Raw genomic sequence first — 22,742 nt, 5'->3', positions numbered from 1 at the left:
AAATAAATATTAACTGATAAATGATAAATTAATTGATGGTTGGGTGTTGTGCGGTTTGGGTTAAAATTTAATTTATCTAAGCAATTTTTGATGCGTTGTTAGTGTAAGTAACATTACGCTAGTAGTTAAATTAACCCTAATTAACCATGTGCAAACTTGTAGTAATTGACGACAATCCGACAGACCACTACATTATGCAAAGATTGCTGCATAATAATTGCCACTGTGAACAAGCCACCTATACTTTTGATGGCAGGTTGGTGTTAGATTATTTAGAAGAAAACAAGGAAAAGGGAACGCTGCCTGATGTAATATTTTTAGATCTGGATATGCCGCAATTAACCGGGTGGGAGTTTTTAGATGAGTTAGAGGTATTTAATGCAACATCACAAAAAACGGTACAGGTGCATATAATGAGTTCATCTATCCGCTCGGCTGATGTTTTTCATTCAAAGAAGTATGCTTGTGTTAATTCATTTATGACCAAGCCTTTGAACCGGGAATTAATAAACAAGATTTGCGAAGAAGCTAGCGCAAATGCAGACGGGTATAAAAATTGCCTGATTTAAATTTATAATTATTGTTGAGCCATATCAATAAAGGGAGGTTTTCTATAGCCTCCCTTATCATTTCACAGCATTCCTGAAATCGGAGTTTTTCATCTGTACATTATTATTACTTTTACAGCAATAATGGCTATCCGTAACAAACTATATTTCGCATCAGATTTTCATTTAGGTACCGGCACTTATGCTGCTTCCCGTGAGCGTGAGGCCCGTCTGGTACGTTGGCTTGATGTTATAAAAGATGATGCCGCCGAAGTTTTTTTAATGGGCGATGTATTTGACTTTTGGTTTGAATATAAAACGGTTGTGCCTAAAGGATATATCAGGTTTTTAGGGAAACTGGCCGAGTTAGCTGATGCCGGCGTAAAACTTTATTTTTTTAAGGGCAACCATGATATGTGGATGTTTGATTACTTTGAAAAGGAGCTGGGCGCCACCATTATTACTAATGAATTGGAAATTGAGCGTAATGGAAAAAAGTTTTACCTGCACCATGGGGATGGCCTTGGTCCCGGTGACACCTTTTATAAGATACTGAAAAAGATTTTCCGCAGTAGTTTTTGCCAGTGGTTGTTTGCCCGCATCCATCCTAACCTGGGTGTTGGGATTGCTAATTATTGGTCATCGGGCAGCAGGCTGGCTAATGAAAAAAAGGAAGATGCAAAACCTGGAGAGCAGGAATGGCTGGTTGTTTACTGTCGCGATTTGCTAAAAAAACATTATTACGATTACCTGATTTTTGGGCACCGCCATTTACCTTTGGATATCAGGCTCAATGATCAAAGCCGCTATATTAATCTGGGTGAATGGGTGTTTAATAACACCTACGCCATGTTTGATGGCGCAGATGTTACCTTACATTATTTCGAGAAATCTTTATAGTTTTTGTTTCCAATCCGGCTGGATCAGGAAAATATTATGCTTTTACTCGCTCAACGTAAGCGCCGGTAGCGGTATCAACCTTAACTTTATCGCCAATGTTGATAAACAATGGTACTTTTATTTCAGCACCTGTTTCAACAGTCGCATTTTTAAGGGCCCCGGTTGAGGTATCACCTTTAACAGCGGGCTCAGTGTAAGTAACCTCTAACTCTGCCGATCCAGGTACTGAGCCCATAATTGGCTCATCGCTTTCAAAAGCTACAATAACGTTCATCCCTTCTTTAAGAAATTTTACTGCAGGGCCAAATAATGATTTTGGGATATTATGCTGATCATATGTGCTATTATCCATCACCACTAATGAGTCTCCGTCTTCGTATAAATACTGGTAGTCGTTAGTTTCAACACGGGCAATGGTCACCTCTTCATCTGTACGGAAACGGTATTCAACCAGTTTGCCGGTTTTAACATTACGCATACGCGCCTGGTAAAAAGCACGTAAATTACCTGGTGTGCGGTGCAAAAATTCTTCTACCTGCAACAATTCCCCATTAAAACGAAGGATGTTGCCATTTTTTACTTCGGATGCTTTTGACATAACAATATTATTGAGGCGCAAACTTATGGACTTGCGCGTAAATAAACAAGAGCCCGTTTTAGATAAGAGGTTAGTGGTCAGAGATTAGTAAATTGTAGTTTTCAAACAGGCACTTCTTCAAATTTTCAAATTAAAATCTGCACATTTGCAGCATCCAATAATTACACATCAATCATGAGTGTTTCTAAACTAGCCCGAAATCTGCATGGGTCCGAAATTATAAAAATTGCAGGCGAAATCAACGAGTTAAAAAGACAGGGACAAAACATTGCCAACCTAACCATTGGCGATTTTGATTCCAACATTTACCCTATCCCTGCCGAATTGAAGCAGGACATTGTAGAGGCTTATGCCCAAAACCAAACCAACTACCCTCCTGCCGATGGTATGCTGAACCTGCGTGAAAGTGTTTCCGCATTTTTAAAAAGCAGGTTTGATCTGGATTACAACCCCGGTCAGATTCTGATTTCAGGAGGCTCACGGCCTTTAATATACTCCATCTTTATGGCCGTGGTTGATCCGGGTGATAAAGTAGTATTTCCGGCACCATCATGGAACAATAATCACTATTGTGATTTAACAGGCGCGGAGGCTGTGATTATACAAACCACGCCCGAAAACAATTTTATGCCAACTGCTGCTGAGCTTGCCCCACATTTAAAAGGAGCAGCCCTGCTGGCACTATGTTCGCCATTGAACCCAACGGGAACCATGTTCAGCAAAAAAGATCTGGAAGAAATCTGCGACCTGGTAATTGCCGAAAACAAAACCCGTAAAGCTGGTGAAAAGCCGCTTTATTTAATGTACGATCAGATTTATTCGCAGCTTACCTTTGGTAAGCATGAGCATTATAACCCGGTTAGTTTGCGCCCTGAGTTGAAAGATGTAACTATTTTTGTAGATGGATCATCAAAATGCTTTGCGGCAACCGGCGTACGTGTAGGATGGGGTTTTGGCCCGGCAGAAGTGGTTAACCACATGAAATCAATAGTGGGCCACATGGGCGCCTGGGCTCCAAAAGCTGAGCAGGTTGCTATGGCCAAATACCTGAAACATGATGACCAGGTGAACGCCTACCTGGGCAACATCAAACATAATATTCAAAACAGTTTAACCACATTGTACAATGGTTTCCAGCAGTTAAAGGCCGAAGGCTTTAATGTTGATTCTATTGAACCGATGGGTGCCATTTACCTTACGGTAAAGGTAGATTATGCAGGCAAAACCACCCCGGATGGTACTGTGCTGAAAACATCAGCAGATATCAATTTTTACCTGATTAAAGAAGCTAAAGTAGCCTTAGTGCCGTTCTCGGCCTTTGGTACGGGTGATGATGTAAATTGGTTCAGGGTATCGGTAGGAGCCAGCACTTTGCAGGAAATTGAACAATTAACCCCACGCATTAAAGCTGCATTGGCTAAATTGGTGTAAGTTTTTAGTCCATGGTCCATGGACGATAGACCATAGTTGATCTGCCACGGGGCTATTGACTATGGTCTTTTTATTTAAGCGAAAAAGAGCCATGGTCCATGGACTATGGTCTGTCGCTTAATATCAAATCACTTCTTACGGGGTAGTGATCTGATAATCTTTTCTCTATTACGGTGTAATTGTCAACATCAAATTGCGGACTAACCATAATATAATCTATCTGGTAGTTAGGGAAATCGCCATTATAAGTGCGGCCAAAGCCGAAGCCTTTTTCGCGGAAGGCATTTTTCAGCCCTTTACTCATTTGGTTTACTGTATATGAGGTGGGCGTATCATTAAAATCGCCGGATATGATGTATGGGTATGGACACTGTGCCGCGTGCTTTTTTATTTTATCAACCTGGATGCTTCTTTTTATAAAGGCAATTTTCAATTTGCTTCCTAACCGCCGGGTTGATGACATATCCGTTTTTCCCTGTGCTGATACCTCACTAAGGTATTTGTAATCTTCCGGATCAAAACGGATTGATTGGAGATGTACGCTATAAACTCTAAACTCTTTGTTGTCTTTTTTTACATCGATATATAAGCAGGCGTTTTCGCTTTTAGTATCAGATATAGGTATAGTCCCCATTCTAATAATAGGGTATTTTGAAAAAATGGCTATACCTATGGCTTCGGTCCTGTTAAAAAATATGGGCTTAAAATAATAATAGGCAGATCCCATTATCTTAACCAGGGAATCGAGCATGTCGTACTGGCCATGGTTACGGCTGTAAAATTCCTGGAAACCTATAATATCGGGTTGCTGGGCGTTGATGATCTGTAGAATTTCTTTTTTAGTTGAAGTATCGTTTTTGGCGCCATAACGCTTAAAGTTATGTACGTTATAGGTCATCATTCTGATAGTTCCGTTATCCTTTGGTTTTAAAGGATCGTTTGATGAAGAGTGAAAAGCGACATTGTTTTTAAGGATGCCCCATCCAAGTGCAATGGTAATAAGAGAAACAGATGCATACCATGGCTTGCGAAATAACCAGTAAACGATGAAAATAATGCACCCAACAACTAAAAGTGGATAGGCTAATCCAAAAAAGGCTATTAACCACGCCTTACGGGGATCAACAACGGGAGCCAGGTAGCTAATTAACAGCGCAAAGCAAAAGAAGCAGTTTAGCCATAGAACAATTTTATCAATAAATGGTAACCTGGTTTTATCCCTCATTATTATTGCTGGCGCGAAATAGTATCTCTTTCTCCTGTTTACTCAGGCTGTCATACCCTGACCGGGAAATTTTATCTAATATAAGATCTATTTCTTCCTGACGCGGAACGCCGGATGAATTTTTTGAAGGATTTTTAGCTACTACCTTTAATTTTGACTTTGATTTGAATAAGTTGGCAATACCGCCAACCATATCATGTCCCTTTTGTAATTGTTTTATGTAGATGAAGCCCATCAAGGCACCACCAAGATGCGAAAGCTCACCACCCGCATTTAAGCCGGTTATGCCCAAAAAGTCAATCACTATAAAGAATAATACCAACCATTTTAATTTTACAGGACCGATGAAGATCAGGGGTATAGTATAATCTGGCAATAAGGTAGCAGTAGCCACCATTATAGCCATTACACTTGCAGAAGCACCAACTAACGCGCCTGATAAGGCCGCATTACTATGTGTAAACAGTGGGAAAGTGTTAAAGCTTACAACAAATACAAAAGCCCCCGCAAGACCGCCTAATAGGTAAAGTCCGAGGGTACGTTTCTTTCCTAGGTATTCTTCAAATATTTGCCCGAACCAGTAAAACCACAGCATGTTGAACAGAATATGGAAAGGCCCATCATGCATAAACATATATGTAAAGGGGGTCCAAAAATGACTAAGTAAGTCATGCAAGTTGGCTGGCAATAAAAGATACTCGTCGCTGTAGCGATATATATTCAATGACCTGAAAAACAACTTTTCAAGTTGAGCAGGTATATTAATCAGCAAAAAAACAATAATATTAATACCTATTAACAGGTTTAATTTACTGCCCGAACGAAGCATTTTATACTGTATATTTTGCCAAAGAGTACTCATAGAATAATATTCATATAATGCAGATAACTTGTTTTTGTTTAAAAAGTTGTGCCATAATTTGCATTTTACAATTTACAAACAGTTACGCAATTTTTTGCCGGATAAACAATCTTTTTTAGGCTACCGCAGGCGCCAGAATTTCACCAATATAAAGCCCAGCAACGCACCCCCTAAGTGTGCAAAGTGAGCCACATTATCGCCACCAAATTGACCTACGCCTAAAAAAATTTCAATAATAATATAAACAGGTATAATGTACTTTGCTTTGATGGGTACAGGTATAAACATTATCATTAGTTCCAAGTTGGGATAAAGCATGGCAAAAGCAACTAAAACACCGAAAATTGCCCCGGAAGCTCCTACTAAAGGTACATGATAAATTTCCCTGATTTTTAAAGGAACGGAAAGATCATCTGGTCCAAAATGAAAAGGTATAGTTATCCCTCCTGTAATCGCGTGTACTTCATATGCTTGTACAAGCCATTGAAATAAAATAGCACCTATTCCGCAAATAAAATAAAGATTAAGGAAACGTTTGGGGCCAATGGCATATTCCAAAATTGGTCCAAATGAAAACAAAGCAAACATGTTAAACAGAATATGCGTCCATCCACCATGTAAGAACATATAGGTAATGATTTGCCATGCCCTGAATTTAGGAGCGTTGAAATAAAATACTCCTAGGTTTTCAACTATTAACCTTTGATAAGCATCATCGCTCAATATCACAAATGGAATAAAACAGATCAGATTAATGATCAGCAGGTTTTTTACAACCGGGGTTAAATTGGCGAATGGTGATTGCCTGTATGCGCTCATAATAATGTATTAAAACTGTCTAAGCTTTATTTATCAAATCGTTCTAAAAGTTCGTTTAATGTAAAAGTAGTGATTACCAGTTTGCCGTTTAGTGCCAGGTTAGGCATCTGGCAGGCAAAAAGCTGGTCGATCAACAAATTCATTTCCTCTAATGACATCTTTGTGCCCGCTTTTGTTGCAGCATTGCGTGCAAGCGAGCGTGCCAGGCTGTCGCGTTTATCTAATTTTAAAATTGCCTGGTTGTTTTTAAAGCCTTCCAGTAATTGTTCAAGTATTTCACTTTCATCAGCATTGATCAAATCTGCCGGGATGCCTTCTACCACCACGGTGTTTTTGCCAAACTCACGAATATCAAAACCCAGGGCGCGAATATCGGGTAAAAGTTCTTTTAATAATTCAAAATCTGCACTATTTAATGTTACCGATTGCGGGAACAAACTTTGCTGACTTACGCCCGAGTGTGTTTGTAATTGCTGTAAAAAGCGTTCGTACAAAATACGCTCATGTGCAGCCTGCTGGTTAATGAGCATAAAACCCGATTTAATCTGTGACAGGATAAACCGGTTCTGGATCTGAAAAAGCTGCCTTTCGCTGGGTTTGTTAATCTCCTGGTCATCCACCTCAATGGCTTTTTCCTCGTGCATCTGTTGTTGTACGATGGTGCCTTTTTTACTGATCTCGTACAAGGTATCCCAGTTTTTAGGGATAGGCGAGTTCCGGTAATCGTTATTGCCAGAATAGGTAGACTGGTACGCTGGCTTTTTATCCGAATCAAAAGGATTAAAATCAGGATTAAAGCTAATCGTCGGCGGCACAATCTCTTCCAGTGGTTTTGGCGTAACCAAATGCTCAATGCTGTTTTCCTGATCAAAATCGAGACTTGGGGTAATATTATACCTGCCCAATGACCGTTTTACCGCCGAGCGGATAATGGCATAAATAGTTTGCTCATCCTGGTATTTAATTTCTGTTTTAGTTGGATGAACATTGATATCAATCTTTGCCGGATCAATCTCTATAAATAAAACATATAGTGGGAAGGTATCTTCGGGCAGCAGCTCCTTAAATGCCATCATGATGGCATGATTCAAATATGCATCCTTTATAAAGCGGTTGTTTACAAAAAAGAATTGTTCGCCACGGGTTTTACGGGCATACTCGGGCTTGCCAACAAAACCATGCAGCTTTATTACAATGGTATCCTCTTCAACGGGTACCAGGCGCTCATTATAATTATTGCCAAATAAATGGATAATGCGTTGCTTAAGCGTTGATCCAGGTAGGTGATAAACCTCCTGCCCATCATGGTGCATAGTGAAAAAAATATGCGGATTAGCTAGCGTAACACGCTGAAACTCGTCAATAATATGCCGCATTTCTACCGGGTTGCTCTTTAAAAAGTTACGGCGGGCAGGCGTATTGTAGAATAAGTTTTTTATAGATATGGATGTACCCGTATTGGCAGAACAAGCCTCCTGACTCAGTACTTCTGATCCTTCAATAGTAATGCAGGTGCCCAGTTCATCTTCATGTCTGCGGGTTTTGAGTTCTACATGGGCAATAGCAGCAATAGAAGCCATTGCTTCGCCTCTGAAACCCATGGTACGGATAGCAAAAAGATCTTCGGCCTTTTTTATTTTGGAGGTAGCATGGCGCTCAAAGCACATGCGGGCATCTGTAACACTCATCCCGCAGCCGTTATCAATCACCTGTATTAGTGATTTTCCGGCATCCTTTAATATCAGTTGTATTTTATCTGCCCCGGCATCAATAGCATTCTCCACTAGTTCTTTTACGGCTGATGCTGGTCGTTGCACTACTTCGCCTGCGGCAATCTGGTTGGCAACGGCATCTGGTAAAAGCTGTATAATATCTGACATTTTGTAAAAATTCCCTTCTGTTTCGTTTTCGATGCTAAATTAATTATTTAGCGGCATAACTTTATGGATTTGATTTTGTATATAGTTTTGTAGCTTTCAACTTTTAAAAAATACCCTTCTATGAAAAAAATTTGGCCCTGGTTATTTGTGTTGATAACAGCCTGTAAGAATAAAGATTACAATGCCGATTTACTGATAAAAAACGCTGTAGTATACACCGTTGATAGCAGCTTTGCTACCGCAAATGCATTTGTAGTAAATGCCGGAAAAATTATTGCTGTTGGTAATATTGATACCCTGGAGCAGAAATATAAAGCACACGAAGTTGTTGATGCAGGTGGAAAAGCCGTTTATCCGGGGTTTATTGACGCCCATGCGCACTTTTATAATTACGGATTGAGTTTGCAGGAGGTTAGGCTTGAGAAAACACAAAGCTGGCAGGAGGTAGTTGATTCTATCAGTACTTATGCACGTAAAAACCCCGATGGCTGGATCATTGGTCGTGGATGGGATCAAAACAAATGGAAAAACAAACAATTTCCGGATAAAGCTAAGCTGGATTCTTTATTCCCGGTGCGCCCGGTAATTTTGGGCCGCATTGATGGGCATGCAATTATTGTTAACCAGGCAGCCTTAAATATTGCAGGCATTAAGCCGGGGCAAACCATAGCCGGTGGCAAAATAGAGACTATAAACGGTAAACTAACAGGGGTTTTGATTGATAATGCCGAGGGCCTGGTGCGCCGTAAAATGCCGCCTCCAACAGATACCCTTATTCAATCAGCTTTGCTGGATGCACAGGCTAACTGTTTTGCTGTGGGTTTAACTACTGTTGATGATTGCGGATTGCCATATACCATGGTGAATACTATTGCACAATTACAACACAAGGGGTCTTTAAAAATGCGCATGTATGTAATGCTGTCTGACGATCCTGATAATTTCGCCTATTTATTTAAACGCGGAGTATTTAAAACCCCCGGGTTGGATGTACGCGCATTTAAAGTTTATGCCGATGGTGCTTTGGGTTCAAGAGGGGCGTGTTTGTTGCAACCTTATAATGATCAGAAAAACTGGCGCGGCTTTTTGCTGAGCAGTCAGAAACATTTTCAGGATGTTGCCGAAAAACTGGCGGCCAAAGGTTTCCAGATGTGTACCCATGCTATTGGCGACTCGGCAAACCGTGTAATGCTTAAAATTTATGCCAGTGTTTTAAAAGGGAAAAATGACCGCAGGTGGCGGATTGAGCACTCGCAGATTGTAGCGCCGGAGGATGTTAAATTATTTGGCGAATACAGCATTATTCCTTCCGTTCAGCCTACACATGCCACATCGGATATGTATTGGGCCGGCGACCGTTTAGGTAAAAAGCGCTTAAAATCGGCCTATGCTTATAAGCAATTGTTGCAGCAAAACGGATGGATCCCATTAGGTACAGACTTTCCCGTCGAAAACATTAACCCGATGTATACGTTTTATGCCGCAGTGGAGCGCAAGGATTTGAAAGGATTTCCGGAGGGTGGTTTCCAACCCGAAAATGCATTGAGCAGGATAGAGGCTTTAAGAGGAATGACTATCTGGGCCGCCAAAGCCAATTTTGAAGAAAAAGAAAAAGGAAGTATTGAGCCCGGCAAGTACGCCGATTTTGTGATACTGGATAATGATATAATGAAAGCAAGCGGCAATCAGCTGCCTAATGTACATGTTTTGAAAACTTATATAAATGGAGAGAAGGTTTATGAGAAAAAATAAGTGCCGCTTATATACCCCAATATTGTTGGTATTTATTTTATTGAACTCAGCGTGTGCGCAAAATCCGTCGGCAAGCGGATTATCCTATGTGAAAGAAGAAAAGCTGGCAGAACAATCCACCATTTTATTTAATAATGCAAACTATTTGATCCCGCTTCAAAACCTCGATGAGTTAAAAGTTGCCAGTATCCATTTTACCAGCCCTTATGCAGCTGGTTTTGATAGTTTGTTAAATAAATACACCAAAGTAGCCTCCTTTAACGGCAGCAATTATACCGGCATAAAAACGTTAGACGATCTTTCAACTGATTTGAAATGGTATAACACCCTGATTGTGCAGCTAACAGATGCAGACATGGAGAACCCACAGATCATCAATTTCATTAACAGTAATCAAAAAATTAAAAATGTGGTGATTGCCTTGTCCGGTAATTCCAATTCACTGGCGAAGCTAACTTATGTTACCGTACCCATCATCTGGACAGAACGGGTTTCGCCGGTTGCAGCACTATGGAGCGCTCAGACCATATTTGGGGGTGTTGCCATCACCCAAAAACTAAATAGAAATATCTCTTATGCCTATAAAACCAATATGGGTTTTATAACAAGCAAAATACGCTTACAATATACTGTTCCTGAAGATGCGGGCGTAAATGCCACTAATTTACTGGACATTGATAATATTGCCAGCGAAGCGATACTGGAAAGGGCAACTCCCGGCTGTGTAGTGCTGGTAGTAAAAGATGGCAAAGTGATATTTAACAAGGCATATGGCTATCATACTTATGACAAAACTATACCGGATAAGCTAACCGATATTTTCGATTTGGCATCCATGACCAAAATATCAGCCACTACCATGGAAACCATGCAGCTGGTTGACCAGGGTAGACTGAATGTTGATTCGACGGTTGGTACTTATTTGCCAATTACCCGTAAAACCAATAAAAGCGGGTTGCTGGTGCGCGAGCTGCTGGAACACCAGGCAGGATTGATCCCCGATATTCCCACATTGGAAGCCATCAAACCTTTGGATAAAAGTGTCGATTCTTCAGCTGCTTACCCAACTAAAGTAAATGAGCATTACTATTTAAGGAAGGATTATTTTAAGGATGTAATGTGGCCGGAGATGCTGAACTCTACTTTAAAAACCCGTGGACAATATGTGTACAGTGATTTAAGCATGTGCTACGTGCAGCAAATTATTGAAACAGTTACCTCAACCCCGGAAAATATTTACACCCAACAGCAGTTTTACAATCCGCTGGGAATGCAAACCGCTGGATTTTTACCATTATATCGCTTTTCGCCGGCTCAGATAGTGCCTACAGAAGATGACCAGGTTTATCGTCACGCTGTATTGGATGGTTACGTTCATGACCCCACTGCAGCCTTGATGGGTGGTGTGGCTGGCCATGCCGGGCTATTTGCCAGTGCCAATGATGTGGCCATTTTATACCAGATGGTGCTTAATGGTGGTAGCTATGGTGGCGTACAATACATTAAACCCGAAACAATAACCCAGTTTACGGCCAAACAATCACCTATAAGTAGAAGAGGCCTGGGTTTTGACAGGTGGGATCCCGATCTGGATCATCATTATCCATCCAAGCTGGCATCGAACCAGGCTTACGGGCATACCGGTTTTACCGGCACCTGCGTATGGGTTGACCCGAAATATAACCTGGTTTATATTTTTCTATCCAACCGGGTATATCCCAACTTGAGTAGTAAGTTATCCAGCTTAAATATTCGTCCGAGGATACAGGATGTGGTTTACGAAGCGATACAAAAGGGAATGTAAGTTTTGAATTCGGAATTCGGAGTTTCGATTGCGGATTTATGAAAGAATAAAAAATAGACGTCATGCCGAACTTGTTTCGGCACCTCACAGGACAAGCGGATTGCCTGGTGTACAGCTTTGCAGATGGGGTGCCGAAACAAGTTCGGCATGACGAAAAGCTGGGCAGATGCTTGGGCTTGAAACTAACCCTGTAAGCCTTTTAGGATGCTACAAACATTCGATATTTCACAAATCCTTGCCTCAATGTTATAAATCTAAAATCAAAACCTATATTTGCCTTATAATTCTCAAGGGGTGCCTTGCTTTGGTCGCAAAATAATCTGCAGGTTATTTTACCAAACTGAAAGACAGGCTGAGATCAAACCCGTTGTTTTTTAGTCGAAAGCCTAAAGTTCAAAGTTTTAAGTCGATATCCGGCTTCAGACTAAAGACTCAGGACTAAAGACTCAAAAACATACACCTGATCCGGGTAATGCCGGCGTAGGGAGAGGTAACAAGTTAAGTGTACTGCGTATTCGCCCTGATGCGGCAGATGGTTTAACTAATTTATTGTTTAATTTATTTTGAAAAATTTACTTTCGGCGGTTTTCGCCTTGCTGCTGCCTGTCATGGCATCGGCCCAATTCACTATTTCCGGAAAAATTACTGACCAGCAAACCGGCGAAATACTGCCCGGCGCAAGCGTTGCCCTTACCGGTACGCATACCAGTGTAGCTGCTGATGTATCAGGTATTTACAAAATTAACGGCTTGCAAGCTGGTAATTACACCATCAAGGTATCTTACATAGGCTACCAAGTGGCAACAAAAAGCATCGTATTAAACAGCGACCAGACTTTTGATTTTAAGCTTGGTAAATCCAATTTATTAACGGAAGAAGTTACCGTAACTGCTACCCGCGCTTCGGCCAATTCGCCCACTGCTTATACCAATTTAAACAAAGGTGATATTGAGGCAAATAATAGCGGTCGGGGATTTGAGTACCTGCTCGATCAAACACCATCAGCCGTAGTATCATCAAATGCCGGTGCCGGTGTGGGTTACACCAGTGTACGGATCCGCGGTTCGGATGCTACCCGTATCAACGTTACCCTTAATGGTATTCCGCTGAATGATGCCGAAGATCAGGGTGTTTATTTTGTGGATTTACCCGACCTTGCATCATCAGTCGAAAATATCCAGGTGCAACGCGGTGTAGGTACCTCAACCAATGGTGCAGGCGCTTTTGGCGCGAGTATCAATATCCAAACCACCACCCGCCGCGATACCGGTTACGTAGAGCTGAACAATTCTGTCGGTTCATATGGTACCATTAAAAATACTGTTGCTTTAGGTACCGGTTTGTTGGATGGCCATTTTTCCGTTGATGGCCGTTTTTCTGATATTAATTCTGACGGATATATCGACCGTGCCTTTTCGCACCTCAAATCATTCTTTTTAACCGGTGCTTACTACGGCAAAAACAGCGTATTGCGGCTAAACGTTTTTTCGGGTTATGAGCGTACTTACCAGGCCTGGAACGGCGTTCCGCAGGATAGTGTGCTGGCGGGTAATCGCCGCTATAATCAGTTGGGTTCAGAAAATGTTAACGGTACTGCCCCTTTTTATGGTAACCAAACTGATAATTACACACAGAACTATTATCAGCTATTGTATGATCAAAAGCTTTCTGATAAACTTTCTTTTAGCGGAGCCTTGCACTTTACCAAGGGCTACGGATATTATGAAGAGTATGCCATTAATGATTCTTTGAAAAACTATGGCCTTAAACCGGTAACTGTAGGCGGAACCACTATTTCTGCAACCGACCTTACACGCCAATTATGGTTAAGCAATAATTTTTACGGTGCTACCTATAATTTTACCTATCGCCCTCAAAAAAATGCCTCGTTTATATTGGGCGGTGCTTATAATGAGTATGATGGCGACCACTACAATAATATACAATGGACAGCTCAAAGCGCAGGTATTACCCCGGGGTATCAATACTCAGAAAATACGGCTCAAAAGAACGATTTCAATGTTTTCGCCCGGGCTGAGTATCATTTGGATAAGTTCCTGTTTTACGGCGATTTGCAGTACAGGCATATCTATTATTCCTTTTTAGGGTTTGATGAAAACCTGAACAACGTACAGCAACAGGTTGATTTAAACTTTGTGAATCCTAAAGCAGGTATTACCTACCAGATGACCGACCGGAGCAATGTTTATGCATCATTTTCAGTAGGTAACCATGAACCAGATAGGGACGACTATACACAGTCTACCCCGGAAAGCCGCCCAAAACCTGAAACACTGTATGATTGGGAATTTGGCTATCGTACCCATTCTTCTATCTTCAGTGGTGGCATTAACGGCTTTTACATGCATTATAATAACCAGTTGATATTAACCGGAGCCTTGAATGATGTAGGGGCAGCTATCCGCAGTAATGTTAAGGACAGTTACCGCGAAGGTATTGAGGCCGATGGTAAGTTAATCATCACTCAGCAATTAAGCTGGGGACTTAATGCATCGGTAAGTAGTAATAAGGTATACAACTTTCAACAATACTTAACCGATTATGACAATGGCGAAACCGTTTTATACAAACAATATAACAAAACGGATATAGCCTATTCGCCTAGTTTTGTAGGTGGAAGCACTATTAGCTATCACCCAACATCTCATGCCGAAATTGCTTTTATCAGTAAATATGTTGGTCGCCAGTACCTGGATAATACCTCAACAGTTTCCCGCTCACTGGATGCTTATTTTGTTAACGATATCCGTTTAAACTATAATTTCAGCATAAAAGGAGTTAAGAACATCGGTATAGGCTTGCTGATTAACAATATTTTCAGCGAAAAGTATCAGTCTGACGGGGCCACTTACCCTGATATTGAAGGCGGCAAAGTGGTTAACTACAATTACTTTTTCACCCAGGCGCCAATCAACTTCCTGGCATCGCTTAACCTGAAATTTTAATCTGGTTATATAATGCATAATTGGATCAAATTATTTGAGGAACAGCTACAGCAAACCACTCTGTTGGAGTGGCTTGCTGTAATTTTAGGCGTAGCCGAAGTACTGCTGGCCCGGGTTAATAATGTGTGGCTTTACCCTACTGGTATTGCAGGTACCCTAATCGGAATTTATTTGCTGCTGATTGCTGGCTTATATGCCGAATCGGCCCTGAATGTTTATTATTTGGTAATGAGTGTTTATGGATGGGTTTTCTGGCTCTCCAAAAGCGGTAAGCAGGAAGTAAAGATTTCCTGGTGCAATAAAAGAGAATGGATTATTACCGTTGCCATTGTTTTTGTCGGCTGGATAATACTGTATGTGCTGCTTAAAGAGTTTACCACATCGAACGTGCCTTTTTGGGATTCATTTGCTTCGGCAACAGCATGGGCGGGGATGTGGCTGCTGGCACGCAGAAAAATCGAAAACTGGGTATTGTTAAACATCAGTAACCTGGTGGCTATCCCATTATTATTTTATAAAAAATTACCTATGCTGGCATTGCTCACCTTGTTTTTATTTGTGATTGCTTTTTGGGGATATTTTGAATGGGCCGGCATCTACAAAAAAGAGAACCAGGAAACGGAGCCTGTATTGAGCTGATGAATATGAAACATATCCCTCATCCTTTGGCTTTTATACAGCGGGATTGGCAACAAACCATACGACGAAAAGCAGCCGAAGCCGAACAGCTCGGAAAGTTGCACCCGGAACAATTGAAATTAGTTTATCAGCAAAAATGGTTTAAAGCTTTAATGCCTGAGTACTACGGCGGACTGAACTTAACCATCCCCCAACTGGTGCGGCTGCAGGAAGGACTAAGTTGGGCCGATGGCAGCTTTGGCTGGGTATTTACCCTATGTTGCGGTGCCGGCTGGTTTGCCGGATTTATTGATGCAGATTTAGCACCCGCTTTATTTGGTGATGAAAGAACCTGTTTGGCAGGCAGCGGTGCCTCCACAGGTGAAGCGCTTATATTGCCTGATGGATACGAACTCAAAGGTACGTGGAACTATGCCAGTGGCGCTTATCATGCAACGCATTTTACCGCTAATTGCATCATCAGAAATGAAAACGGGACTGTGCTTAATGCTGATGGTAGCCCGCTTATATTGCCTTTTATAGTGGATAAAAAGGATGTGGAGTTACTATCAACCTGGAAATATATAGGGATGGTAGCAACGGGTAGTCACTCCTTTAAAATGGAAAATGTAAAAGTCAGTAAAAACCGTTGCTTTAAAATAGATGCTGATGCTGTAACCATTAAAAGCAGACTTTACCAGTATCCATTTCGCCAATTGGCGGAGGCTACATTAGCGGCTAATTTAATGGGTATGGCCATTCACTTTATTGATTTGGCTGAAGAAATTATTCAGCAAAGAATAAAGTTGGGGAAGTATACGGAAGATCAAAAAACATTATTGAGTGGTAAACTGATTGCTATAAAAGCGGAGGGTAATTTGGCCCGGGAAAGTTTTTATAATGCAGTTGACAGTTCGTGGCAAATAAATAATTTATCCGCATTGGAACTGATAAGCCCTACCAGCCGCAAGTTGGCGCTAACGGCTCGCAAACACGTGGATGAACTATATCCCTATTGCGGTCTGATGGCCGCATCACCCGATACAGAAATTAACCGGGTTTGGCGCGATTTGCATACTGCCAGCCAGCATACCCTTTTAACCTTTGAAAGTTAATTCAGGGTTATCATCATATTAACGCAAATATCACATTGAAATTTAATTGCATTGCTGATATTTGCGCTTAATAAAATCTTTAAAATGAGGATAAAACATTTACTTTTCCTGGCATTCGCTTTTGTAACTATATCTGCATCAGCCCAAACAAAAAAGAAAACTGCAGTAGCTTCTGCTCCGGCGCCCGCGGCTACATCTACCGCATTACCCCGCCCCAAATTAGTGGTTGGTATTGTGGTTGACCAAATGCGCTGGGATTACTTATATCGCTTTTATGATCGCTATCAAAATAATGGTTTTAAGCGATTGTTAAACGAAGGGTTTAGCTGTGAAAATACACAAGTTGATTATATCCCTACTTTTACTGCTCCTGGTCATACCTGTATTTATACCGGTTCGGTTCCCGCTATTCATGGTATAGCGGGTAATGATTTTATTATCCAGGCAACCGGCAAATCGATGTATTGCACAGAAGATACTACTGTACAAACGGTTGGCAGCACTTCAAAAGCGGGCCAGATGTCACCCCGTAATTTATTAACCACTACCGTAACAGATGAGCTTAAACTGGCTACCAATTTCCGCTCAAAAGTTATTGGTATTGCTTTAAAAGATCGTGGTGGTATTTTACCTGCCGGTCACAGCGCTGATGCGGCTTACTGGTTTGATGACAAAACAGGAAACTGGATCACCAGTACTTATTACATGCAGAACCTGCCACAATGGGTGAGTGATTTTAACGATCAAAAACTTGCCGAAACCTATTTAAAGGTTGATTGGAATCCGCTTTATCCGCTGGATACCTATTTGCAAAGCACACCGGATAACACAAAATATGAAGGTAAGTTTAAAGGTACTGATGCCCCAACCTTACCGGTTAAAACATCGGCCATTTATAAAGGCAATTTAGGGTTAATACGTTCAACACCTTTTGGTAATACCTTAACACTTGATTTTGCAGTAGCAGCCATTAACAGCGAAGAACTGGGTCAGCACAGTGTGACCGACTTTTTAGCAGTGAGCCTGTCATCAACAGATTATATTGGCCACCAGTTTGGTATCAACGCGGTTGAAATTGAAGATACTTACCTGCATCTTGACCGTGACCTGGCTTCATTTTTAACTTACCTGGATGCTAAAGTTGGTAAAGGAAACTATACAGTATTTTTAACTGCCGACCATGGTGCGGCACATAACACAGCCTTTTTAAATGATCATGGCATTCCTGCCGGTGTATGGGATGATGGTGATGCTTTGAAGGACCTGAATAAATATTTGCTGGATAAATATAAGGTAGATGGATTAGTATTGAGCCTTACTAATTACCAGGTAAATTTCAATTACAAAACTACTAATTACCTGCATCTTGACATGGATGCACTTAAGAAAGACTGCATAAGCTATTTACAGCAACAACCTGCTATTGCCTTTGCTGTAGATATGAAAAAAGTACAGACTGCTGATCTTCCTGAGGCATTACGCACAAGGATAATGAACGGATATAGTGTTGAGCATAGTGGTGAAATCCAAATTATTTTAAAACCAGGATGGTTTACAGGCCACGGTTCTGGTGATAGTGGTCCAACCGGAACTACCCATGGTACCTGGAACCCTTATGATAACCACATCCCTCTGGTATTTATGGGATGGGGTATTCAGCATGGAACTATCGTTCGCGAAACACATATGACTGATATTGCTGCTACCGTAGCCGCACTATTGCATATACAGGCACCTAACGGCTGCATTGGTCAGCCAATAAGCGAGGTGTTGAAAAAATAATCATTAATTTGATGAGTCGGCAAAGTCCGGAAGATGGAAGTGCTTACAGAAAAATAAACGTCATTTGTAAACATTATCCATCTTCCGGGCTTTTTGGTTCATACTATGAAGAAATACATTTCTAAATTCCATTACCTTACACAGGATCTGCCTCACCGCACTCATCTGGAACAGGTTATTATAGCATGCGAAGCAGGGGCTAACTGGATCCAATACCGTTGCCTTACTAAACCTGATAATGAACTGATTGATGAAATTAATGAGATAGCAGTTGTTTGCGATGATTGGGGGGCAACACTCGTTTTAACCAATCATTATCATTTATTGGATAAAGTGGATGCCCAGGGAGTACATATTGAAGATTTTGATGCTGATTTTGCAGCTATCCGTTTGGTCATAAGTGATGAAAAAACATTAGGTGCATCTGCAACTAATATTCAAATGCTGCTGAATGTACAGCAAACAGGTGTGGTTGATTACTGCGGGTATGGGCCCTTTGCACATACAGATACAAAACCCAACTATTATACCTTACTTGGTTTTGAAGGCTATCGCGAATTACAACAACATCCTGAAATTGAAGTTCCGGTTATAGCAGTGGGGGGAATAAAACTTATTGATGCAGAACCTTTGTTGCGAACCGGTGTTTATGGTATTGCAGTATCTGCTGCAATTAATTTGGCAATTGATCCGGCACGCGCCATAAAAGATTTTTATCAGCAGATATATTAGTAAATTTACCATACAAAATACCAATCTATGTCATCCCATCATGTAGTTCGCGAAAAACAGGAGCCCGCACTGTTGGTGCTCGGCCTTGATGGTTTTGACGATGAATTGCTTGGACAATTACTGGAATGGAGCCCTACTGTTATTACCACCCAGCAAACTGCGGAAAGACTGCATGCCAATGGTATTAAAATAGATTGGATGATTACCAGTGGCAGCGATGATGATTTGCAATCAGACGTAAAGCTCATGTCGCCAGGAAATGATAATTTAACTGATGCTGCACTTAAGTATCTGGTAAGCTACGAGTATCCTGCTGTTAACATCGTTACGGATAAGCTGGACCTAAAAGATTATGAACATTTTGCAAACCAGATTGACCTGGTGATATTTAATAATCAGCATAAAATTTATCCCATTAATCCTGGCTTTCGTAAATGGAAACCGCGAGATGAAATAATTGAATTGTTAAGTGCGGCCACCCATTTAGAGCATAGTGGCCTTAAACAAATAAAAGACCATCAATATAAAACAACTGCCGACGGTTTTTTTAGCCTTCATTTTGACGAGCCATTTGTATTTATTGCAGAAGAAATATAATCAGATTTGGCTATTAGTATATAAGTCTGATTACTGATATTTAAATAGCTGTTGTAACATTATTACTCTTGATTCCGTATTTAATTTAGATAGTTGTTTTAACCCAATTGTGTACAGCTTTCTGTAACATTTATAGTTTAATAAGAAGATTGCCGTTTTTTTAATTATTATTAACAAATAATTTATTGTGCATTAAACCGTTAAACAAATCATTAGTCTAAAATATACAAATCAGGCAATTGCTCCCCTTTATTGCTGACCTCAATTTAAAAAAAAACAATAATGAAAACGCTATATAAAAATTCAGTTTACTTTGCTTTAAGCTTGCTTTGTTGCCTGTTTTTAGCAATGCCTGTTAGTGCACAACGTACTAGCAATGGTGGTAGTAGCAGCGGCAACTCAGGTGGCGGCGGCAGCAGATCATCAGGTGGTTCAGGTGGTGGCGCACCTGCCAGGTCATCAGGCGGTAGTAGCAACTATAGTGCCCGTCCATCATCAGGTGGAGCTAATTATTCACGTCCTTCAGGTGGTGGTTCGTATCAGCGCCCTGCAGGAGCGGTAAGAGGGCCGGTTTATGTTGATCGCCAGGGAAATGTAATTCGTAATAATGTAGGTGTACAAAGATCAGGAGCCGTAGTTGCTCAAAGAGGCACCAATTATGCTTCTGGCTCTGCCGGGACTGGTGTAAGAGGACCTGTTTCAGGCGGAGTAACTGGCTACCGTACAGCACCGCAAATTGGTTATGGACGTGGTCCGGTAGGTTATTGGGGAAATCATGGTTATTATTATAACAATCATGGTTATTACAGTTCTTATTATTTGCCAAGACTAGGTTTTACCTGCGGCGTATTGCCTTATGGCTATTATCCTTTTTACTTTGGGGATTACCAGTATTTTTATAGCGATGGTTTATACTATCAGTATGAAAATGATCAATATACCGTAGTTGAGCCTCCTATTGGTGCTCAAATAACCACTTTGCCGGCCAATGCGCAATCGATAATGATTAACGGTCAGCAATATTACGAGTTGAATGGTGTTTACTACCAACCCGTTACCAAGGATGATGGCAGTGTTGTTTATATGATTGCCGGAAAAGATGGCGTATTAAATACAACACAAGACGATCAGCAACAGCAACAAGGCCCGCAAATAGGCGATATTGTTACACAGCTTCCTCCCGATTGCAGGAAAATAAAGGTTAATGGTAATAAGTTATATGTATCACCTGATGGCGTTTACTACCAGGAACAGGTTGACCAAAGTGGCGCTACTACCTACAAAATTGTTGGTTTACCATCAGACGAACCTGATGCTAACTAACTAATTATAGCATACAAAAAAGGCGGACTGGTTTACTTGTCCGCCTTTTTTGTGTGCTATGGTTTATAAAAACCAATCAATGCTATTATAATATTGATATTCCGGTTTTATAATTCCCTATTTTTACTTTGTTAAATTTGCTACCAATGATTAAACATTTTCTTTATTTACTCCTGTTAATTACCTTAAGTAATGTATCTGCAAATGCTTTAAATAGGCACGGTGATATAAAAACATTTAACGCGGATGACCCGCTTATTCAATATACGGGCCGCATCTCTTTAAAAAACCCGCATATCCCACGTATCTGGGCATCCGGTGTTTACGTAGAAGCAAAATTTAAGGGAAGTAAATGTGAAGTGTTAATTAATGACGAAGTGCCTGGCGATAACCACAACTACCTGGAGATAGTGATTGATGGTAAAAATCCTTATCGCATTAAATTAAAAGATAAAATAAATGTAATCAGCATTCCGGATGGTTTGTCTGATGGGGAACATACTATCCTGATTTGTAAGGATACAGAATCCAATACAGGATATATTGATATAGTTGGTTTCAGATGTGAGCAGCTTTTGCCTTTATCGGCCAAGCCGAAGCGTAAAATTGAATATTTTGGCGATTCTATTACCAGCGGTACCGGGATGGATCTTTCGGTAATTGCCTGCGATAAGGGCCAGTGGTATGATCAGCATAATGGTTATATGAGTTATGGGGCACGTACCTCACGCAACTTGAATGCACAATGGCAGTTAACGGCCCAGGCAGGTGTTGGATTGATACACAGCTGCTGTAATATGGAGGTGGTAATGCCGCAGATTTACGATAAAGTATTTTTGCGCAGCGACTCTATTAAGTGGGACTTTAAAACGTACCGCCCGGATGTAGTTACTATTTGCCTTGGCCAAAATGATGGGCCTCAGCAAGATTCTACTCAGTTTTGTACCGCATACATTAATTTTATCAAAACCATCAGACAGCATTACCCCAAGGCAGATATTATTTGCCTTACCAGCCCTATGGGCGATAAAACATTAAGTATCGTTTTACAGCGATACTTAACAGCCATTACCAATAACCTGAATGCTGCCGGAGATAAACGGGTATCCAAATATTTCTTTTCACGTCAATATCACAACGGCTGTGGAGGTCATCCCGATCTGGCCGATCACGAATTAATAGCGAATGAATTAACCGCTTATATTAAGCAGTTAAAAGGCTGGTAAGCTAAATGCACTTATGATGGCGTTGTTTTTTTGGGGGTACCAGGTGTGCCATATGTACCGGGTGGCACACCTGGTACATATTACTTCTTCATTTCGTCCTTAATCGCCCTTAAAAACTCATTGGCATGTTGTGATCCGATGATGTAGATAAGTCCGTCGCGGTCAGTAAGGTGAATGGCATCATTGCCGGCAGTGTAAAACCGGATGGTGCCTTTGGTATGCAGGTTATAAACCGGATTGTTAAATAAATACTTGCTGTATTGTCCTTTTTCGGCTTTTATAATCCCGTTCAGGTCAATCTTTACCAGGCGGGTGGTCCAAAGGCCATTAAGTAGTATGCTTTTATTTTGTACCTGCGTGCGGAAATGCAGTAAAAAGCCCATAATAATGGAGATAATAATAATGGCAAAGCCAACCACTACCAGCAGGTCGCCGTTGCGCTCGCGCTCGTCGGTAAAAAAATAAGCGGCAAAGCAAAACATAGCCAGTACCAGCCTTATGGTAATGGGTATAAATTCCCTGCCCAGGTATTGTTTTTCAATAAAAGCCGGTTTTTCGCTCATC

The 22,742-nt window shown here is 41.0% G+C and carries 19 protein-coding genes; 13 read left to right on the top strand and 6 right to left on the bottom strand.

The genetic code is table 11. The features are described 5' to 3' along the window. Nucleotides 1-146 precede the first annotated feature (146 nt). Together JN11_RS13280 and JN11_RS13275 are read left to right on the top strand one after the other, a co-directional pair. Nucleotides 147-569: a response regulator gene (locus JN11_RS13280; protein ID WP_144913267.1), complete on the top strand. Its 423-nt coding sequence runs from the start codon at nt 147-149 to the stop codon at nt 567-569. A gap of 123 nt (nt 570-692) precedes the next feature. Continuing rightward, nucleotides 693-1,448 carry a UDP-2,3-diacylglucosamine diphosphatase gene (locus JN11_RS13275; protein ID WP_144913266.1) on the top strand — a complete coding sequence of 252 codons (756 nt, stop codon included), beginning with the start codon at nt 693-695 and terminating at the stop codon, nt 1,446-1,448. A 34-nt stretch (nt 1,449-1,482) separates the two neighbouring features. On the opposite strand, the gene efp is transcribed toward JN11_RS13275, so the two are convergent. Further along, nucleotides 1,483-2,046 carry an elongation factor P gene (efp, locus tag JN11_RS13270; RefSeq protein ID WP_144913264.1) on the bottom strand — a complete coding sequence of 188 codons (564 nt, stop codon included), beginning with the start codon at nt 2,044-2,046 and terminating at the stop codon, nt 1,483-1,485. A 174-nt stretch (nt 2,047-2,220) separates the two neighbouring features. Here efp and JN11_RS13265 point away from each other — a divergent pair, with 174 nt between their 5' ends. Next, nucleotides 2,221-3,477: a pyridoxal phosphate-dependent aminotransferase gene (locus JN11_RS13265; protein WP_144913262.1), complete on the top strand. Its 1,257-nt coding sequence runs from the start codon at nt 2,221-2,223 to the stop codon at nt 3,475-3,477. Nucleotides 3,478-3,580: 103 nt separating this feature from the next. Here the strand turns inward: JN11_RS13265 and JN11_RS13260 are convergent, their stop codons facing one another. The 4 genes from JN11_RS13260 to mutL form a co-directional block, all read right to left on the bottom strand. Next, on the bottom strand, nt 3,581-4,702 hold the full coding sequence (locus JN11_RS13260) for an endonuclease/exonuclease/phosphatase family protein (RefSeq protein ID WP_144913261.1): 1,122 nt from the start codon (nt 4,700-4,702) through the stop codon (nt 3,581-3,583). Continuing rightward, entirely contained in the window at nt 4,692-5,564 is an 873-nt protein-coding gene (locus JN11_RS13255) for a rhomboid family intramembrane serine protease (protein ID WP_144913259.1), read from the bottom strand. The genes JN11_RS13260 and JN11_RS13255 overlap by 11 nt, the downstream gene beginning before the upstream one ends. 120 nt (nt 5,565-5,684) lie before the next feature. Next, nucleotides 5,685-6,383 carry a rhomboid family intramembrane serine protease gene (locus JN11_RS13250; RefSeq protein ID WP_144913257.1) on the bottom strand — a complete coding sequence of 233 codons (699 nt, stop codon included), beginning with the start codon at nt 6,381-6,383 and terminating at the stop codon, nt 5,685-5,687. A gap of 26 nt (nt 6,384-6,409) precedes the next feature. Next, nucleotides 6,410-8,263, bottom strand: a complete 1,854-nt coding sequence (mutL, locus tag JN11_RS13245) for a DNA mismatch repair endonuclease MutL (RefSeq protein WP_144913256.1) — start codon at nt 8,261-8,263, stop codon at nt 6,410-6,412. Nucleotides 8,264-8,383: 120 nt separating this feature from the next. On the opposite strand from mutL, the gene JN11_RS13240 reads away from it, so the two are divergent. The 10 genes from JN11_RS13240 (at nt 8,384) to JN11_RS13195 (ending at nt 22,178) form a co-directional block, all read left to right on the top strand. Further along, a complete protein-coding gene (locus JN11_RS13240) occupies nt 8,384-10,015 on the top strand; it encodes an amidohydrolase (RefSeq protein WP_144913254.1) in 1,632 nt (543 codons plus the stop codon). Further along, complete coding sequence (locus tag JN11_RS13235; protein ID WP_144913252.1) at nt 10,002-11,819, top strand: serine hydrolase domain-containing protein; 1,818 nt, start codon at nt 10,002-10,004, stop codon at nt 11,817-11,819. Before JN11_RS13240 ends, JN11_RS13235 begins: the two co-directional genes overlap by 14 nt. 563 nt (nt 11,820-12,382) lie before the next feature. Then, nucleotides 12,383-14,785 carry a TonB-dependent receptor gene (locus JN11_RS13230; protein WP_317131272.1) on the top strand — a complete coding sequence of 801 codons (2,403 nt, stop codon included), beginning with the start codon at nt 12,383-12,385 and terminating at the stop codon, nt 14,783-14,785. A gap of 12 nt (nt 14,786-14,797) precedes the next feature. Further along, nucleotides 14,798-15,424: a nicotinamide riboside transporter PnuC gene (gene pnuC, locus JN11_RS13225; protein WP_144913251.1), complete on the top strand. Its 627-nt coding sequence runs from the start codon at nt 14,798-14,800 to the stop codon at nt 15,422-15,424. Further along, on the top strand, nt 15,370-16,518 hold the full coding sequence (locus JN11_RS13220; protein WP_246139005.1) for an acyl-CoA dehydrogenase family protein: 1,149 nt from the start codon (nt 15,370-15,372) through the stop codon (nt 16,516-16,518). Before pnuC ends, JN11_RS13220 begins: the two co-directional genes overlap by 55 nt. 84 nt (nt 16,519-16,602) lie before the next feature. Further along, complete coding sequence (gene pafA, locus JN11_RS13215) at nt 16,603-18,300, top strand: alkaline phosphatase PafA (protein ID WP_144913247.1); 1,698 nt, start codon at nt 16,603-16,605, stop codon at nt 18,298-18,300. Nucleotides 18,301-18,405: 105 nt separating this feature from the next. Then, nucleotides 18,406-19,032, top strand: coding sequence for a thiamine phosphate synthase (locus JN11_RS13210; RefSeq protein ID WP_144913246.1), 627 nt, complete (start codon nt 18,406-18,408; stop codon nt 19,030-19,032). 27 nt (nt 19,033-19,059) lie between these two features. Beyond that, nucleotides 19,060-19,629 (top strand): thiamine diphosphokinase, encoded by a 570-nt coding sequence (locus tag JN11_RS13205; RefSeq protein WP_144913244.1) that lies wholly within the window; start codon nt 19,060-19,062, stop codon nt 19,627-19,629. A gap of 282 nt (nt 19,630-19,911) precedes the next feature. Next, entirely contained in the window at nt 19,912-20,952 is a 1,041-nt protein-coding gene (locus JN11_RS13200) for a DUF6515 family protein (protein WP_144913242.1), read from the top strand. Nucleotides 20,953-21,098: 146 nt separating this feature from the next. Further along, nucleotides 21,099-22,178 carry an SGNH/GDSL hydrolase family protein gene (locus JN11_RS13195; protein WP_211360750.1) on the top strand — a complete coding sequence of 360 codons (1,080 nt, stop codon included), beginning with the start codon at nt 21,099-21,101 and terminating at the stop codon, nt 22,176-22,178. Between the two features lie 80 nt (nt 22,179-22,258). Here the strand turns inward: JN11_RS13195 and JN11_RS13190 are convergent, their stop codons facing one another. After that, nucleotides 22,259-22,741, bottom strand: a complete 483-nt coding sequence (locus JN11_RS13190; protein WP_144913241.1) for a hypothetical protein — start codon at nt 22,739-22,741, stop codon at nt 22,259-22,261. Between the last annotated feature and the right edge of the window lies 1 nt (nt 22,742).

This window comes from Mucilaginibacter frigoritolerans, assembly GCF_007830615.1.
Classification (GTDB): Bacteria; Bacteroidota; Bacteroidia; order Sphingobacteriales; family Sphingobacteriaceae; genus Mucilaginibacter; species Mucilaginibacter frigoritolerans.
Note: the sequence above shows the minus strand (reverse complement) of the source record. Positions and strands in the feature narration are given on the sequence as shown.

What these genes read in the sequence shown, in the direction of transcription:
- JN11_RS13200 (WP_144913242.1), top strand. Translation starts at nt 19,912, where the DNA reads ATGAAAACGCTATATAAAAATTCAGTTTACTTTGCTTTAAGCTTGCTT.
- JN11_RS13250 (WP_144913257.1), bottom strand. Translation starts at nt 6,383, where the DNA reads ATGAGCGCATACAGGCAATCACCATTCGCCAATTTAACCCCGGTTGTA.
- JN11_RS13190 (WP_144913241.1), bottom strand. Translation starts at nt 22,741, where the DNA reads ATGAGCGAAAAACCGGCTTTTATTGAAAAACAATACCTGGGCAGGGAA.
- JN11_RS13265 (WP_144913262.1), top strand. Translation starts at nt 2,221, where the DNA reads ATGAGTGTTTCTAAACTAGCCCGAAATCTGCATGGGTCCGAAATTATA.
- mutL (WP_144913256.1), bottom strand. Translation starts at nt 8,263, where the DNA reads ATGTCAGATATTATACAGCTTTTACCAGATGCCGTTGCCAACCAGATT.
- efp (WP_144913264.1), bottom strand. Translation starts at nt 2,046, where the DNA reads ATGTCAAAAGCATCCGAAGTAAAAAATGGCAACATCCTTCGTTTTAAT.
- JN11_RS13240 (WP_144913254.1), top strand. Translation starts at nt 8,384, where the DNA reads ATGAAAAAAATTTGGCCCTGGTTATTTGTGTTGATAACAGCCTGTAAG.
- JN11_RS13195 (WP_211360750.1), top strand. Translation starts at nt 21,099, where the DNA reads ATGATTAAACATTTTCTTTATTTACTCCTGTTAATTACCTTAAGTAAT.
- JN11_RS13205 (WP_144913244.1), top strand. Translation starts at nt 19,060, where the DNA reads ATGTCATCCCATCATGTAGTTCGCGAAAAACAGGAGCCCGCACTGTTG.
- JN11_RS13210 (WP_144913246.1), top strand. Translation starts at nt 18,406, where the DNA reads ATGAAGAAATACATTTCTAAATTCCATTACCTTACACAGGATCTGCCT.
- JN11_RS13255 (WP_144913259.1), bottom strand. Translation starts at nt 5,564, where the DNA reads ATGAGTACTCTTTGGCAAAATATACAGTATAAAATGCTTCGTTCGGGC.
- pnuC (WP_144913251.1), top strand. Translation starts at nt 14,798, where the DNA reads ATGCATAATTGGATCAAATTATTTGAGGAACAGCTACAGCAAACCACT.
- JN11_RS13235 (WP_144913252.1), top strand. Translation starts at nt 10,002, where the DNA reads ATGAGAAAAAATAAGTGCCGCTTATATACCCCAATATTGTTGGTATTT.
- JN11_RS13220 (WP_246139005.1), top strand. Translation starts at nt 15,370, where the DNA reads ATGGGCCGGCATCTACAAAAAAGAGAACCAGGAAACGGAGCCTGTATT.
- JN11_RS13275 (WP_144913266.1), top strand. Translation starts at nt 693, where the DNA reads ATGGCTATCCGTAACAAACTATATTTCGCATCAGATTTTCATTTAGGT.
- JN11_RS13260 (WP_144913261.1), bottom strand. Translation starts at nt 4,702, where the DNA reads ATGAGGGATAAAACCAGGTTACCATTTATTGATAAAATTGTTCTATGG.
- pafA (WP_144913247.1), top strand. Translation starts at nt 16,603, where the DNA reads ATGAGGATAAAACATTTACTTTTCCTGGCATTCGCTTTTGTAACTATA.
- JN11_RS13280 (WP_144913267.1), top strand. Translation starts at nt 147, where the DNA reads ATGTGCAAACTTGTAGTAATTGACGACAATCCGACAGACCACTACATT.